Genomic DNA, 16996 nt, shown 5'->3' on the forward strand with positions numbered 1-16996 from the left:
CTTATTTTACTTTATAAGTTTTTAAACGAAGTGCATTGGTAAGAACAGATACCGAACTCATGGACATAGCTGCAGCAGCTATAACTGGATTAAGCAAAGGCCCTCCAAATAGATAGAGTCCACCAGCTGCAACAGGGATTCCTATAACATTATATATAAATGCCCAGAATAGGTTTTGCTTTATGTTTCTAATGGTAGCACGACTTAACCCTATGGCACTGACGACATCTAAAAGATCGTTTCTCATAAGGACAATATCAGCAGATTCCATGGCTACATCAGTTCCAGATCCAATTGCGATACCAATATGTGCCTGTGCAAGTGCAGGTGCATCATTGATGCCATCACCAACCATGGCTACAACTTTGCCTTCGTCTTGTAGTTTTTTCACAGCAGAAGCTTTTTCGCCAGGCAACACTTCAGCTAAGATATCATCAATACCGACAGAATCTGCAATAGCTTTGGCGGTCTTTTTATGATCGCCAGTGATCATCATTGTACGAATATTCATCTCATGAAGTTTCTTAATCGCTATAACTGAGTTTTCTTTAAGTACATCGGCAGCACCTATTATCCCAGCCAGTTTACCATCAACAGCCAATAACATTGGTGTTTTACCTTCTAATGCGAGTCGATCAAAATCAGTTGCAAAGGAATCAAACTCGACATTTTCTGAACTGAGTAATTTGATATTTCCAAGTAAGATTGTGTGATTGTTAATTAAAGCTTTGATACCATGACCAGGAATTTCTTCAAATTTAGCGAGTTCACTTCTTTTGATGTTACTTTCAATTCCTTTTTTAATGATGGCCACTGCTAGAGGATGCTCACTGCCATATTCTACAGAATATGCATAACTTAACACGTCATCATCTGTAAAGTTCTCATAACTTATAATGTCTGTAACTTCAGGTTTTCCTTTGGTTAATGTGCCAGTTTTATCAAAAATAATCGTATCAATTTTATGTGCAGTTTCAAGTGCTTCACCACTTTTAACGAGGATACCAAGTTCTGCACCTTTACCTGTGCCAACCATGATGGCAGTAGGGGTTGCAAGGCCAAGTGCACATGGACAAGCAATTACAAGAACAGCTATAAAGACTTTAAGTGTAAAAATCAAATCTTGACCTGAAAACATCCAAGCCAATGCAGATATAAGAGCAATGCCAAATACAACAGGTACAAAATAACCAGATATGATATCTGCCATACGAGCGATAGGCGCTTTACTACCTTGCGCTTGCTCAACTAATTTTATGATCTGTGCAAGTGCTGTTTCATTACCAACTTTATTTGCTTTGTATTTAATGATACCTGTTTTATTGATACTTGCAGCAAATACAGAATCGTCAATCTGTTTGTCTATAGGCATACTTTCTCCGGTTAACATAGATTCATCAACAGTTGAGTAACCTTCTGTAATTATACCATCTACGGCAATTTTTCCGCCTGGTCTTGTAACAACTATATCGCCAATCTCAATTTCTTCAACTGGCATCTCAATTTCTTCACCGTTAATGAGAACGATAGCCGTTTTGGGGGTCAATCCCATTAATTTTTTTATGGCTTCTGATGTTTTACCTTTTGAAATCGCTTCTAAAGTTTTACCAAGTAGGATCAAAGTGATAATTACACCTGCAGTTTCAAAATACATATGCTCAACAGCCATATGATCTCCTGAGACAATTTGGTAAACAGAGAAAAAGCTATAAAGTAATGCTGCAGAAGTTCCTATAGCAATAAGTGAATCCATGTTTGGTGATAGGTGGAATATCTGTCTGTAACCAACAGTATAAAACTTTCGCCCTGCCCATATAACGGGTAAAACCAAAAGCATCTGTATAACTGCGTATATTAATGGATGTTCCATTGGCGCGATAGCACTTGGAAATGGGAATCCAATCATAGGCGCCATTGCTATATAGAAAAGTGGAATTGAGAAAAGGGCTGATAGCTTCAAACGGTTCTTTAAGCTGTTTATTTCTGCCATTTTTCTTCTTTGATCTTCATCAACATCTCTTTTTACTTGGATTTCCTTAGGTGTATAGCCAAGTTTTGTGATATGACTTTTTATTTCTGATAATCTAATTTCATCAGGGTTGTATTTAATTTGAGCAACTTCAGTTGCAAGATTAACCGAGATACTAGATACACCTTGTTGTTTTGATAACTTCCTTTCAATAGCCGCACTACATGATGCACAAGTCATCCCCTCAATTGGAATGGTAATCTCTTTATCTAGGGATTTAGGCTTTGCTTCATATCCAGCTTTCTTTATAGATTCAATAATATTATCTTGAGTAACCATTTCTTCATTATAAGTAATGGTTAATTTTTCAGTTGATAGATTTACATTTGAAGTATCAACACCATTAATTTTTCCTGTAACGCGTTCAACAGCACTTGAACATGATGCGCATGTCATGCCTTTAACATCATAAACTTCTGTTTTCATAAAAACTCCTTTGTATATTAAGTAGTAACTTAAACTTTCTATTTGTCATATACCCCTAGGGGGTATGTTTAATCATATAATACCCCTAGGGGGTATAATTGTCAAGGATATTTAATGCTTATGTCATTGTAAAATAGCTTGGATTATAATATCATATTACTAGTATACAAGTGAGGTGCAATATGAATAGATTAGCAGTAAAAATCAAAGAAGCTAGAATAAAAGCTAAAATGAGTGAAAAGGACTTAGCGAAAGCATGTGGTCAAAATATAAATTACATTTTACAAATTGAATCTGGTAAAAAAGTAATTAACGAAAAAATAGCAGAACAAATTCTTAAGATACTTGGAGAAAAAATTGATTTGTTTCAAGATCAAGAAGAAGAGAAGAAGACTATCGTTAAACAACCTGAAGTAAAAAAACAACTTTCTAAGGAAGAAAGTAAAGCAATTACACCTACTGGTCAATGGGCGGATGCGCTATCAGGCGTAATCAAAACATATCCTATTGTAGATGAAAATGGAAAAGTAGTAGGCACTAAAGAATTATCAATAATCAGCAAGAAAATTGATGGTGTCCTGTATGATAAAGTGAGTTTTGTTAAGTTATCTCATACTGAAATGCCACAACATCGTTTATTAAAAGATGATATTATAACGCTACAAAATACAAGTGACTATTCAAGTAATGGAATCTATTATATTGAATATGAACAAAAAAAAGCCGTTAGATATATAGAAAAAATTAGTAATACACAAGTCGTCATTTCTACCGGAAAAAATGAGAATGTTGTTGAGACTGGACTTAAATCTATTAAAGTACTTGGTAAAGCCATAAAAGTTGAACATTATCTCTAATACAGCGATTTCGCTGTATTTTTTCTGAAAGAAAGGTGACATGAATGATATTTTCTTCGTATAGCTTTTTACTATTTTTAGCGATAGTATTTAGTGGTTACTATATATTAAATTTGACTGGTCAAAGTAAATTTGCAAAAGTTTGGCTAGTCTTATCCTCGTTTTATTTTTATGCACAGGGGAGCTTGAGTTTCTTACCGTTTTTTATTTTTACGGTATTTTATAATTATGTGATTGGAACTTTGCTTGTCCGAGAAAAATCTACCATAAAAAGAAAGCTCTTATTTGGCTTAGGTCTTGCAGAAAATATAGCATTATTAGGATACTTTAAGTATTCAGATTTTTTTATTGAGAACTTTAATTTTGTTTTTAAAACAAACTTAGATTTGCTTCATCTGGCATTGCCAATTGGAATTTCTTTTTTTACATTTCAGTTGATTGCCTATATTGTGGATTGCTATAGAGGAGAAACGAAAGAGTATTCACTTATTAATTACTTGCTCTTTATTACATTTTTCCCTCAATTGATAGTGGGTCCAATCATTCATCATAAAGACGTAGTGCCTCAGTTTGAAAATAAAAATAATTTGAAATTTAATAAACACAATATTATGTTAGGGTTATTTATCTTTTCACTTGGTTGCGCTAAAAAGGTTATGATCGCAGATCCACTAACACATTTCGCTCAAGCATACTTTAACGATGTAAACAGTGGCGGTTTGTTTATGGCTTTGTTTTCATCGCTTTCTTATACATTTTCGTACTATTTTGACTTATCTGGTTATGCAGACATGGCAATTGGTTTAGGACTGTTTTTTAATATTAACTTGCCACAAAACTTTAATTCACCGTATAAATCAAGGAATTTTAGAGATTACTGGAGACGCTGGCATATGTCGCTTTCCAAATTTCTATCAGATTATGTCTTTAGATCAGTCTATAAAAGTGGCGCTGGTTCAGTTAGGTTTTACGGTGCTGTTATGACGACATTTTTGGTATCTGGTTTTTGGCATGGTGCAGGTTGGAGGTTTGTGCTTTGGGGTGGCATCAACGGGATTTTTGTATGTATGGTACATTTTATGACGCGCAAAAATTGGTCTTTACCAACAGCTTTAGCTTGGTTTTTAACTTTTGTTGGTATAGTTGGGACACGGATTATATTTGTAGCAAATTCAACACACGAAGCTTTTTTTGTTATGAAAAAAATGGTAAATATAACCGTTTATAACGGGTGGGCTAAAAGTGCGATTTTATCTGAATTATGGCATTTTACTGTTGATAACGTATATGTGTTGTCTTTGTTGTTTTTGAGTATGATCATTGCATTTTTCTTCAAGAATACAAAAGAAATTACCGAAAAATTTGATGCTTCGTATAAATTTGCATTTGCTACTGGCGCTTTGATCATATTGTCTTTGTTTCAAATGTCTAATGTGGCTGACTTTTTATACTTTCAATTTTAGGAGGCATTATGAAATCGAGCAAATGGTTTAAATATATGATAATCGCAGCTATTTTGAGCTGCTTGGCATTATTCCTCTTTAATATAGTTATTGATCCTTTTGGTGTTTTTGGTGATAGGTTTATCAATTTTTATGCTTATGATATGAACAACAACCCTAGGGTAGCTAAGATTGCATATCTTGATACACATCATGAGGACTATAATTCATATGTAATAGGGGGGTCAAAATCGAGTTCACTTTCACCAGCTTTACTCAATCAATATTTTGAGGATGCCTCGTTCTATAATATGATGATGTATGGTGGTGATTTTTATGACTATGAAAAAACCATCCATTATTTAGTTGAACATTATGAAGTGAAAAATATAATTCTCCACATGAGCATGCAAGAGATTGACCATTATAATCAAAGTCCGAGAAACATAAACACGGAATTAAGTGAAAAAGTTTTGTCAGGAAATAAAGTTAAATATTATACAAAGTATTTAACATTAAACTTAGAACATAGTTTTAAGAAGTTAGAGGGGTTACTCCAAAGAACGGTAAACCCTATGGCATATTCGACTTTTGTTCCTGAACTAGGCGTTTATAATAAAAGTCAACGTGATCAAGAAGATTTGGGTTCCTTAGAAGATTTTTTGATTAAATATCCGGAGTTTAGTGAACCTTTATGGCCGTTATACGGAACAGCCATAGATGATAATGTCGAAGCTATCAAGAGAATTAAGACCTATTTAGAAGAAAAAGGGATTTCATTTACTTTTGTAGCTGCCCCAACGTATTATAAGGAAATGGATAGATATGCTACAGAGGACTTGCAAAGGTTATGGCGAGGCATTGCAAGTGTAACAGATTTCTGGGATTTTACCGGATATAATGTGCTATCATATGATGCTAGAAATTTCTATGATAGAATGCATTATCGCAACAACTTAGGCGAATTGATGATCCATAAGATGTTTTCAAATGATGAAATTGAAGTTGATGGTTTTGGGTATTATACTACAGCTCAAAATGTTGAAGAGAGACTACTTCAAATGTTATCAAATAGAGTAGAAGAGACTGATACAGAGTCAGTAAATGTACCGATTGTGATGTATCACCATATTTTAGCGAATGATGATGACACTCAAAATATAACACGTGATAAGTTTGAAGAAGATTTAAAAGCTTATCAAGCTGAAGGCTTTGAGACAATTCAATACAAAGACTTAATCAATTATGTATATGATGATGTCTCTTTACCAGAGAAACCTCTTATCATTACTTTTGATGATGGATATCTAAGTAACTATGAAATTGCATATCCATTACTTGAAGAATATGATATGAAAGCTGTGATCTCTTTAATTGGATGGTCAGTGGGAAAATCGTATGATGCAGTTAAAGAAAGTGATATCATCCCGCACTTTGACTGGAATGAAGCTAAAGAGATGAGTGCGTCAGGAATCATAGAATTTCAATCTCATAGCTATGACTTACATGCTCTACAGACTGATGAGCAATCGCGCAGTGGTGTTTTGCAACTTCCAGGTGAAGATACGATAAAGTACATTGAAGTGTTTAAAAATGATCACAAGCGCATGTTAGAAAGTATGATCACTAATATTGAAAAAAGGCCAACTTTCTTCACATATCCATATGGTTATTATAATCCTTTCACAGAGGGCTTGCTTAAAACACTAGGTTATTATGGCAGTGTGACTGTTGAAGAAGGCTTAAATAGTATAACACGTGATCCTAGTTCGCTATTTAGTTTAAAAAGGATAGATGCTTCAAAATGGTTATCAAGTGATGACATTATAAACAAAATTGAGTCATATTATAAGTAAAAGATGCAACACTATACCAATTTATAACTGCTATCAATGGTTTTATATATCAAAAATTGGTTGAAAATGTAAATACAATATGGTATAGTAAAGTTAATTAAGTGTGAGGTGCGAAAAATGATGAAATTAAGAGGTAATTACGATAACTAAATACCAAAGTTCTTGCTGTTGTACAGTGAGTTCATCAAAACTTGCATCCTAACTGAATAGGTAAGTCTATTAAGCTGCAAGCATTTGTCTTGCAGCTTTTTTTGTCAAAATTAGGAGGTAGTGTCATGTTAATTAAAAAAACTGTAAACTATATCAAATTACGAGCTTAAATGCCATCCTAAGTGGTTTCCAATTAGGTGGCGTTACGGCAGATGTCCGAAGCACTGAAAGGAGAATTATATGACTGAAAATACGAATTACAAAAAAAATAAACAAAATGATTATGATAACAATTTGGATTTAAGTAACACTTATTTTGAAAAAAACAACACTCAAGAAATGGCAATAGCTGTAGGGGTGAATATCAATCATCGAAAAGAATATGAAGAGTCTATGACTGAACTTATCAACTTAGCTAAAGCATGTAATATCAAATGTGTAGGGAGACTAGATCAAAATCTAAAAAGACCTCATGCTCAGTATTATGTCGGTAGTGGGAAAGTAGATGAGATTAGGATGGCGATTGAAGCTTTCGATGCGAATCTCGTCATTATCAATCACGAGTTGTCACCCTCGCAACTTAGAAATCTTGAAAAAATGCTTGATATTAGAGTCGTGGATCGAACCAATCTTATACTAGAAATATTTGAAAAACGTGCTAAGTCTAGGGAAGCCAAACTCCAAGTTGAAGCAGCACATCTCCAATATTTACTCCCTCGATTAATCGGCTCATATGCGTCGCTTGGCCGACAAAGTGGTGGTGTTGGTACGAAAAACAAAGGTGTTGGTGAGAAAAAACTTGAACTAGACCGTAGAAAAGTCGAACAGAAGATTCACGAACTCAATCGTGAGATTGAGACGATTGGAATAGAAAGAACAACACAAAGAAAAAGTCGTGTTGAAGCGCAAATGCCAAATATTGCCTTAGTTGGTTATACCAATGCCGGAAAATCAACTTTGATGAATGCAATGTTAGATTTGTATTCAAGAACAGCTGGCAAAAAGGTTTTTGAAAAGGATATGTTGTTTGCGACGCTAGAAACATCTGTCAGACAAATCCGATTACCAGATAGAAAAGCCTTTACACTATCAGATACAGTTGGTTTTGTAAGTGAATTGCCTCACGAGCTCGTTAAAGCGTTTAGAGCAACGCTTGAGGAAGTTAAGAATGCGGATTTACTCTTACATGTAATTGATGCTTCTAATGAAAACTACAAAAATCATATGAAAGTAACACTTGAAACTTTAGATGAGATAGGTGCTTCAGAGATTCCAATAGTCAATGTACTTAACAAAATTGATTTGGTTAGTGAAAAAGAGCTCAACCAACTAGAGGCAGAAAACGCTATTAGTCTTAGTTCGAAGAGCTATGTTGGCATAGATCAGTTGGTGGATAAGATTAAAGATACTGTTTTTAAAGATTATGTCAAATGTGTGGTAAGAATACCCTCAGAAGATGGCAAGCTTTATTCATATCTCAATGAAAACACCTATATAATGGATACAAGTTTTATAGAAGATGATATTATTCTTTCTATTGAATGTAGCCCTTATGATCACGCTAGACTTGAGAAATATATCGTTACAATATAAAGAATCTTATAAATCAAGACCCACTATCTCTTGTTGATTAGTGGGTCTTAATTGTTGAACGCATTGAGTTTAATACCTAAATAAAGTATAATTGTTAATGTGTGATTAATATCTACTTAATATAGATAATGATGCTAAAATACATATTAAATAATAAGTAAAAACAAACTGCTATGTTACAATAATCATAAAATTTATACTTATAGATGGAGCCTTTATGAGAAATAAAATTCATTTTAATACTTTGAGAAAGAAATTAGTTTTTTTTACAACAGGACTTTTAATCGTTTCGAGTTTGGCGATTGGTTTATCTAGTTATTATGTCGCTAGAAACGCTTTAATAGAACGCGGTAAAATCACGCTAAAAAATGGTGTTAATTCAGCACTTATATTGATCGCTGAGATGAACAAAGAAGTCAAAAAGGGTTCAATTACTTTAGAAGAAGCTCAAGAACAAGTGAAAGTACAATTGATTGGTCCTCTGTTAGAAGATGGTACGAGGCTGATTACCAATCAAATTGATTTTGGCGAAAATGGCTATTATATTGCATATAGCCTAGAAGGAATTGAGTTGATGCATCCAAATTTAGAAGGACAAAATGTTTGGTTTTTTGAAGACAAAAATGAAAAGACTAAACCGTTTTACCTTGTTCAAGATAAGATCGAAAAGGCCCTGACTGGTGGTGGATTTACAGAATATACTTGGGAGTATCCATTCTCTAGTAAACTTGGAAAGAAAATAGTCTATTCCAAATATGAACCTTCGTGGGGGTGGGTCGTTACTGCTGGGTCTTATATATCTGACTTTGATGCAGAAGCTTTTATTATCATAGAAATTACAGCAGCAATTATCTTTTTTGTTGTAATTTTAGGATTCTTATTTTCAAGAAAATATATTCATTTGATCACAAAACCATTATCAAAAGTTGTAAATGCTATGAGCAATGCAGAGCTAGGGGACTATCATACAATAGAGCTTAAGAGCAGTAATGATGAGATGGGACATCTTGTAGCTGGTTTTAATAATATGATTGAGTCTATCACTAAATCTCAATCGGAGCTTATAAGTAAAGATGATCAATTACTTCAGTTTGCTTACTATGACAGCCTAAGTGGGTTACCCAATGCGTACTTCTTCAAAATTTCAGTAAGTTCTAAATTAGCGAGTCCTAATGGTAAAAGGGCCTTGTTACTTATAGATATTAAAGATTTCAATTTTATCAATTCAATATATGGGTCAGAATATGGTGATCAAATTATTAAATTTATAGGTAATAATATGGTCTCAAATACTGAGAGCGATCTGATTGTAGCAAGGGTAGGCGGTAATGAATTTGCAGTATGGATGGACAATGTAAGTGTTTCATCAATTGAAATTGGTATTTATGGATATATTGAAAAACTAAAAATGCTATTAAAACAAAATAATTATATCAATCATTTAGATTTTTATATGGGCTTGGTAATCTTAGATGGGAGTGAAATAGATTTTGATCAAGCTTATAAGAAAGCTTCTATAGCGCTTCAATATTCTAAGACAAAAGGACATATTCATATTAATCAATATAATGATGAGATGCATCAAATACTTGAACGAGAATCAAAAATTATCGAATTATCAGAGATTGCAATTAAACAAAATGACTTTACGGTAAATTATCAGTCTAAAGTAAATGCAATAACGGGTGAAGTGGTTGGTGTTGAAAGTTTAGCGCGATGGTTTACTGAAGAACTTGGGAACATTAGTCCAGCTGAATTTATCCCATTACTATATAAAGCTAATTTGATGACTCAATTTACTAAGTTAATTATAGATACAAGCTTTCAAGATTTTCATAAGTTGAAGGAAAAATATAATGATAAAATTTCATTATCTATCAACATACCGCCTAATCTATTATTTGAAGTGGATTTTATAGATTATATCAAAACAAGCATTGAAAAATACAAGATCGATCCACAAAAGATTATGCTAGAGATAACAGAAGACGTATTTATTAGTGATTTTGATCTAATAAAAATTCAAATTGAAGGAATCAAAAACATGGGTATCAAAATTTCACTTGACGATTTTGGGACGGGGTATTCATCACTTAATTATCTTACTAAAGTTAAATTTGATGAAATAAAGGTAGATAAAACCTTTGTCGACCATATCATAACAGATCCAACCTCTGAAGCTTTATTTAAATCTATAGTAAAAATAGCAAATGCTTTAGAGTGCGATGTTGTGGCAGAAGGTGTAGAAAGTCAGGAACAAGTACTAAAAGCTATAGAATGTGGCTGTTTGATCATTCAAGGCTATGTTTATTCCAAACCTGAGCCATTGATTATATAAAGTGAAAAAGCCCATAAAATCTCTGATTTTATGGGCTTTTATTTAAAATAGATGTTTTTTAGTTACTTGATAGCTGAATCAACCTGAATTTCATATGCTGGTGATTGTGGCGGAAGACTTTCCATCATCGCAATACTGTGATATATTTTTACGTTATTTCCAATTCTTATATCAGATAATTCAATTGGATTATCCATCATACCAGTAATTACAGTGCTTTCATCAATGTTAAACTGTACTAAATTATTATTTGTTTTAACCAATATAGAATCTTCATTGATAGATTGTATATAGCCTTCAGAATAAGCGACATCATTAATTCTTTCGATTTCATAAGCATTGTATTGAGGTGGATAAATCATCAACATAATTGATGGATGTGTTATTTTAAGTGTGTCACCAACTTTTAAATCATCTAAAGTTAAGATTTGATGATCTGCATGATCTTTGATAAGTGTTTCTTTATTTAGTAATATATGAGCTTCTCCGCCATTTAGCGTAGTATATATTTTTTGATCTTCTATGCTTGTGATGACGAAACCACCTGTACTTACTTTATCACTAATTTCAGAATAAATTTCAATTTTACCTTCATTTTCATAGACGCCACCACCTAAAATTTCGCTTACAAAGTCAGTAGGGACATAAGTTGTACCATCTTTAATAAATGCTGGAGAAGAGAGTTTGATTGGAGCCATTTTACTAAAGGTAAAATAATTTTCTGTTGTTTTTATGGTTATAAAACGCGCACCTTTAATCAACTCGACATGACGATCTTCTTGAAACCATTTTACTTGATAGCCTAAAGCTTCAGCGACAACTTTTATAGGGATAAAAGTAGTATCGTCTTCATTTACAAGATATGAACGCTCTAAAGTTACATTTCCAATAGTAATAGGATTGTTTTGTTCTAACTGATTAGAGTCCCCATATGACAGACCAGTTACTGAAATACCAGCTGCTAATACAAGTGACATTATTTTTTGAGTTGTTTTCATTTTTGCCTCCTAAATTTAATTCTTAATAATATGACGTTAAGCATACTACTAAAGTTCCTTAAAAATAAAAATAAATAATTTTTTTTGAAAAATGTATATTGTCAATCTAGATAAGTTATGGTAATATAAAATAGCTGCGAGCCGAAGTGGTGGAATTGGCAGACGCGCCGGACTCAAAATCCGGAGAGGTAACACTCGTGCGGGTTCGACCCCCGCCTTCGGCACCAAGGAAACTAGGTACATTATTGTATCTAGTTTTATTTTTTTTTGTATTAATATTTAGGATGACCCCCAAACCGTTTATTGGTATACTAAGTATATCATGTTATTGATCAAACAATTTTAGAAATGACTTAGGAGGAATTTAAATGAATCTTGATAGGTTAAGTAAAATAAGAATTAAAATGAATCAACTGAGTTTTGATCATCTAATTGTAACTTCTACTGATGCAATCTTTTATTTGTTGGGTGAGGAGATTCATCCAGGTGAGCGTCTATTGGCTTTGCTGATTTCGCAAGATGAAACTAAATTATTCGTAAGCGCATTGTTCCCAATTGATAATCCTCAATACCCTGTCTATTATTTCAAAGATGAAGAAGATATTATAAAGATACTAGCTAAAGAAATTAAGCCTCAAACAATTATAGGGATTGATAAATTCTGGCCAAGTCAGTTTCTACTTAAACTCATGAAAGAATTACCTAACCATCAATTTGAAATTGGTTCTGAAGCTGTTGATGCCATAAGATTGCTTAAAGATGGTGAAGAAATCAAAAGGATGAGAACTGCATCTGAAATCAATGACCGCATAATGGATGAAATAATTGCATATATATATGAAGAAGCACCTAAAGGAAACCTAACTGAAATACAGGTTCAGAAAAAGATCAAGACTCTTAACGAAGGGTATGGTATCTATGAATTATCATTTACCCCTTCAGTTTCTTTTGGTAAAAATGGTGCAGAGCCACATCATGACTGCGACGATACCGTATTAAAAAAAGGCATGGCAGTAGTAATTGACATGGGTGGTAGAAAAAAAGGTTATTGTTCTGATATGACGAGAAGTTTCTATTATGGAGATGCTACGGATAAGTATAAGGAAGTTTATGAGCTTGTTCTTAAAGCAAATATGGCTGCAATAAAAGCAGTTAAGCCAGGTGTAAAACTCTCGGAAATTGACTACGCAGCGCGTCAAGTTATAGAAAATGGTGGATATGGTGAGTTCTTCACACATAGAACTGGTCATGGTATAGGGATCAACGTCCATGAATTTCCAGATGTCAGTATGATCAGTGAATCAACTTGTGAACCAGGGATGCTTTTTTCTATAGAACCCGGTATATATCTTCTGGGAGAGTTTGGTGTGAGAATAGAGGATATTGTTCTAGTAACAGAGGAAGGCTGTGAAGTTTTAAATTCAGTGAGAAAGTAGTGCGGCAAAAAGTTTACATTTTAAAAGCTATTTTGGTTTGATTTATGAAGTTCAGTGTGTTAGACTATCAACATGGTTAACATAACTAAAACATATAACTTGATTTAAAGAGGAGCAATAATGGACCCATTGACACATGGACTAGTCGGCGTAGCGATATCCGCATTCTCAGGAACAGCAGTTTCTATAGATAACCCATTGACTATTGGTGCAATGCTTGGTGCAATGTCACCAGATTTAGATTTTGTCATCAGATTATTCAAAGACGATGCTGCATATTTGGAACATCATCGTGGTTTATCACATTCAATTCCTTTTTTAGTGGGATTTAGTACTATAATCACAATCATGTTATCCCAAATGGGATTTGTAGGTTTTAACTTTTTGACGACTTTGCTTTGGACTTTTATTGGTGCTTTGTCCCATACAGGATTAGATATACTTAACTCATATGGTGCAAAATTGTTCAGAAAGAAAAGAAAAGCAAATATTTTGACTTTATATGACCCAGTAATTTCAATTGTTGGAATTTGCTTAATCATAAACGGTACAAACACAATGTATGAACTTATAACTGGAGTATTGATTATTGGTATTTATCTCTTGATGAGAAACATAAGTAGACATAACGCATTGGTCACATTAGAAAGTTATTTTAGTAAACAGTATAAGCAAACCGATGTATTTGTGATGCCTTCGTTAAAAGCATTTTACAAATGGGATTTTGTAGCTCATACTGAAACACATAATATTGTAGGTCAGTTTAACCCGTGGTGGTTAATGGCAAAGACTGAGAAAAGAATTAAAATTCAACATATGATGGAACTAGTGGACACAACGTATTATGATTTGTTTAAATCTACTGCAGTAGGAGAAATCTTCACTCGTTTTTCACCGAATTTGCATATCAATGTTACAAGAGATGAATTAAACAATCAGTATATTTTAAGAGCTACTGATTTACGTTATTTTGTTAAGAAAAGTTTCATGCATCATGCAACACTTGTACTTGATCAAGACATGCAGTTTATTTCTTCATATTTGCATCCGTACAATATTAATAAGGCGATTCCTATTTATCAATAAATTTTGAGCCCATACAATTCTTATGAATTGTTAGGGCTTATTTTTTTTGGAAATGTTATAATGATGATGGAACTTTATTAAATTATATTCGTCTTAATAGTATACCTTTCATGAAAGGAGTGGAATAATGGAATCACTGCTCATCGAAAAAAGCGTTCAAGGAGATGTCGCCAGTTTCGAAAAACTCATTGTCAAATACAATCGTTATGTCTATAATATTGCATTTAGAATGATGGGCAACGAAGAAGATGCTAAAGATATGTCGCAAGAGACTTTAATTAAAGCTTTTAAAGCGATTGGTCAATTTAAAATGGAGGCAAATTTTTCAACTTGGCTTTATCGAATTACGATTAATGTTTGTAAAGATGAAATCAGAAAAAGGAAAGAAACAGTCTTGTCGTATGATGCGACGCTAAATAATGATGAAGGCTCTTTGAAAGATATTATTCAAGATGAGCACGCAAATCCTATTTTGATTTACGAAAAACTTGAGTTAAAAGAGGCAATTGAAGAGGCACTTAATAAACTCTCTGAAGATAGCAAGTCCGTGGTTGTCTTAAAAGATTTACTAGGTTATTCATATGAAGAGATAGGTGAGATTTTACAAATTCCTATAGGGACTGTAAGATCTCGGTTAAATCGGAGTAGAGGTGCATTAAAAAATATTTTACAAGTTCAACTGTCAGATGATTAGAAAGGAGGGAGTTTTATGAATTGTGAACAAGCAAAACAATTGATGAATGCATTTGTTGATAATGAATTGAATGATCAAGAACTGAACAAACTTAATGCTCATTTAGACTCCTGTGAATCATGTACAGTTGAATTTGAAGAACTTAAGTATATGGTTTTACTCATGGGAGAAATTGAATTGAAAGAACTACCAAAAGGTTACGAAGAAGAATTACATGAAAAATTGTTACTTGCATCTACTGAAATGAAAGAGTTAGAATTATCAGACCATATAATCAATGAAACGAACGATAATGCTTCACATAAAGAAAACGATGGTCCGATGTCAGGCATAGTTCGTAGTTTGAAAAATTTTAAATTCAATAAGAAGTTTTACACTTATGCAGCTATACCAGCCGTTTTAATCATCATGGTATTTGCAACAAAAGATTTTTGGAGTTTGTCAAAGAACGAAAGTGCAGTATCAGATGAATATTATGTGATGGAAACCACTGCAGCTGCGTTGGAGATGGATCAAGGTAGAGGGGAAGAAGGTGCTGATTTTGTCGCAGGAAGTGCTCCAGAAGTTTCCTTTAACGAATCTATGACGCTTAAATCAAATGCAGTTACAACTTCTGCACAGATACCGGATGATGAAAATCCCGCTGAAGAAGTTTATCGCGATGGGCGTATGATTATTCAATCTGCAAGTATTCAGATGGATATTGAAAAATATGATGATGTGATGTCTAGGCTTAAGACTTTTGTCGCTAATGCAAATGGCTATATTGAGAATGAATCCACTTCGTTTAAGTATTACAATTCAGATACTGATCAATTAAAATATGGCTATGTGACATTGAGAATTCCAGCTGAAGGCTATAACAGTATCCTTGAGCAGATCGAAAATCTTGGACTTGTTACTAATGATTCCAGTAATGCTACTGATGTGACAAAAGCTTATCGTGATACAGCTTCTGAAATTGAAAATTTAAAAATTACGGAGTCTAGGCTGAGAGAAATAATGGCACAAGCTGTTGAAATATCCGATATTTTATCTATAGAAAATGAATTAACACGTATTCGTGGAAATATTAATTCATACGAAAAACAAATAAAAAATTGGGAATCACTTGTGGATTTAACTACGATAACAGTGACACTCAATGAAGTTAAAAACTTAAAACCTGTAGTTGAGCCTCTGGATGAAAGTTTATGGGGAAAAGCTAAAGAAGGGTTTATAGGTACTATTAATGCTATAACGCATTTTGTTGAACAGCTCTTTATATGGCTAATTGCAAAATCTCCTTACTTAGTTGGACTTGCAATTATCGCTATATTTACAAAACTTATATATAATAAAAGGAGGAAAATTCATGAAAAATAAACTCTTAGTTGGGATTTCTGCTTTACTAGTATTGGTCATGGCTTTTGGCGTATTTACGTTAAATGCTCCAAACAATATCTCGATGGCAGATGTAAATGATACAAACACAAGACTGGTTACTGTTAATGGAGAAGGTAAAATTGTTGTGACACCAGATTTAGCATATATCGACCTTGGTGTTCAGACCAAAAATGCCGATGCTTCTATAGCGCAACAAGAAAATGCTAAATTAATGACTGAAGTGATCAAGGCAATTAAAGCTGCTGGCATTGATGCTGACGATATTAAAACAACAGGTTACAATTTATATCAGACTTATGATTACTCAGCAGATAAACAAAGCGATCCTTATTATGTAGCAAGCAATATCGTAAATGTAAAAATTAAAGATATATCTAAAGTAGGTACAATAATTGATGCAGCTTCAAATGCTGGAGCGAACAATGTCAACAATATTCGCTTTACAGTTTCAGATGATAGCCAATATTACCAAGAAGCGCTAAAACTTGCTATGACAAATGCAAAAGGAAAAGCAACAGCGATTATGAGTACCTTTAACAAAACGCCTGATATGCCATATAGTGTATCTGAAGTTAGCTATGGTGGAACAATGTATTATGATTATTCTCCAGCAAAAGCACTTAGTGAATCTGCAGTTTCTACACCAATTGAATCAGGTGAGATTACAATTACAGCAAATGTATCTGTAGGTTATGACTATTAATA

The 16996-nt window shown here is 33.3% G+C and carries 12 protein-coding genes and 1 tRNA gene; 11 read left to right on the plus strand and 2 right to left on the minus strand.

What is annotated here, in order from left to right:
* Position 1: 1 nt before the first annotated feature.
* A complete protein-coding gene (locus tag QE109_RS09230) occupies positions 2–2455 on the minus strand; it encodes a heavy metal translocating P-type ATPase (RefSeq protein WP_281094172.1) in 2454 nt (817 codons plus the stop codon).
* Between the two features lie 182 nt (positions 2456–2637).
* Between QE109_RS09230 and QE109_RS09235 the strand changes: the two genes are divergently transcribed.
* The 5 genes from QE109_RS09235 to QE109_RS09255 all read left to right on the plus strand — a co-directional run bounded on the left by QE109_RS09235 (position 2638) and on the right by QE109_RS09255 (position 10691).
* The gene (locus tag QE109_RS09235; protein WP_281094174.1) at positions 2638–3312 is read left to right on the plus strand and encodes a helix-turn-helix domain-containing protein; all 675 of its coding nucleotides are present in this window, start codon (positions 2638–2640) and stop codon (positions 3310–3312) included.
* 44 nt (positions 3313–3356) lie between these two features.
* Positions 3357–4775, plus strand: coding sequence for an MBOAT family O-acyltransferase (locus QE109_RS09240; protein ID WP_281094175.1), 1419 nt, complete (start codon positions 3357–3359; stop codon positions 4773–4775).
* Between the two features lie 8 nt (positions 4776–4783).
* Entirely contained in the window at positions 4784–6610 is a 1827-nt protein-coding gene (locus QE109_RS09245; RefSeq protein WP_281094176.1) for a polysaccharide deacetylase family protein, read from the plus strand.
* A gap of 390 nt (positions 6611–7000) precedes the next feature.
* Positions 7001–8353 (plus strand): GTPase HflX, encoded by a 1353-nt coding sequence (hflX, locus tag QE109_RS09250; RefSeq protein ID WP_342637126.1) that lies wholly within the window; start codon positions 7001–7003, stop codon positions 8351–8353.
* 217 nt (positions 8354–8570) lie between these two features.
* Positions 8571–10691 carry an EAL domain-containing protein gene (locus tag QE109_RS09255; protein WP_281094177.1) on the plus strand — a complete coding sequence of 707 codons (2121 nt, stop codon included), beginning with the start codon at positions 8571–8573 and terminating at the stop codon, positions 10689–10691.
* A 62-nt stretch (positions 10692–10753) separates the two neighbouring features.
* Here the strand turns inward: QE109_RS09255 and QE109_RS09260 are convergent, their stop codons facing one another.
* Positions 10754–11689, minus strand: coding sequence for a stalk domain-containing protein (locus QE109_RS09260; RefSeq protein ID WP_281094178.1), 936 nt, complete (start codon positions 11687–11689; stop codon positions 10754–10756).
* Positions 11690–11829: 140 nt separating this feature from the next.
* On the opposite strand from QE109_RS09260, the gene QE109_RS09265 reads away from it, so the two are divergent.
* From QE109_RS09265 to QE109_RS09290, 6 genes are all read left to right on the plus strand, one after another.
* Positions 11830–11916, plus strand: a tRNA-Leu gene (locus tag QE109_RS09265).
* Positions 11917–12057: 141 nt separating this feature from the next.
* Positions 12058–13125 carry an aminopeptidase P family protein gene (locus QE109_RS09270; protein WP_281094179.1) on the plus strand — a complete coding sequence of 356 codons (1068 nt, stop codon included), beginning with the start codon at positions 12058–12060 and terminating at the stop codon, positions 13123–13125.
* Positions 13126–13245: 120 nt separating this feature from the next.
* Positions 13246–14211 (plus strand): metal-dependent hydrolase, encoded by a 966-nt coding sequence (locus tag QE109_RS09275; protein ID WP_281094180.1) that lies wholly within the window; start codon positions 13246–13248, stop codon positions 14209–14211.
* Positions 14212–14338: 127 nt separating this feature from the next.
* Positions 14339–14905: an RNA polymerase sigma factor gene (locus tag QE109_RS09280; RefSeq protein WP_281094181.1), complete on the plus strand. Its 567-nt coding sequence runs from the start codon at positions 14339–14341 to the stop codon at positions 14903–14905.
* 15 nt (positions 14906–14920) lie between these two features.
* Entirely contained in the window at positions 14921–16270 is a 1350-nt protein-coding gene (locus tag QE109_RS09285) for a DUF4349 domain-containing protein (RefSeq protein WP_281094182.1), read from the plus strand.
* Positions 16260–16994 (plus strand): SIMPL domain-containing protein, encoded by a 735-nt coding sequence (locus QE109_RS09290; protein WP_281094183.1) that lies wholly within the window; start codon positions 16260–16262, stop codon positions 16992–16994. Before QE109_RS09285 ends, QE109_RS09290 begins: the two co-directional genes overlap by 11 nt.
* Positions 16995–16996: the final 2 nt, after the last annotated feature.

The sequence above is a fragment of the Fusibacter bizertensis genome (assembly GCF_029914245.1).
Lineage (GTDB): Bacteria > Bacillota > Clostridia > Peptostreptococcales > Acidaminobacteraceae > Fusibacter_C > Fusibacter_C bizertensis.